The organism is Neisseria sp. P0018.S001 (assembly GCF_051957355.1).
In the GTDB taxonomy this organism is placed as follows: domain Bacteria; phylum Pseudomonadota; class Gammaproteobacteria; order Burkholderiales; family Neisseriaceae; genus Neisseria; species Neisseria subflava_A.
This window is the reverse complement of the sequence record NZ_JBQCWN010000098.1, coordinates 1-255: the sequence shown is the minus strand read 5'-3', so window position 1 is coordinate 255 and position 255 is coordinate 1. Positions and strand designations below refer to the sequence as shown.

Here is a 255-nt window from a genome sequence, read left to right as displayed (position 1 = left end):
ATGCCGACAAAGGCTATGACAGTGAGGAAAACCGGCAATATCTGGAAGAGTGTCGGCTGCAGGACGGCATTATGCGCAAAGCTCACCGCAAACATCCGCTGACGGAAACGCAAACCAAACGTAACCGGTATTTGTCGAAGACCCGTTATGTGATCGAACAAAGCTTCGGTACGCTGCACCGTAAATTCCGCTATGCCCGGGCAGCCTATTTTGGACTGATTAAAGTGAGTGCACAAAGCCATCTGAAGGCGATGT

Annotated in this window: 1 protein-coding gene; it reads left to right on the top strand. The window is 50.6% G+C overall.

Features of this window, described 5'->3' with window-relative positions:
• A partial coding sequence (locus tag ACTHTJ_RS11015; protein WP_440361110.1) for a transposase occupies positions 1-255 on the top strand: 255 nt, incomplete at both ends.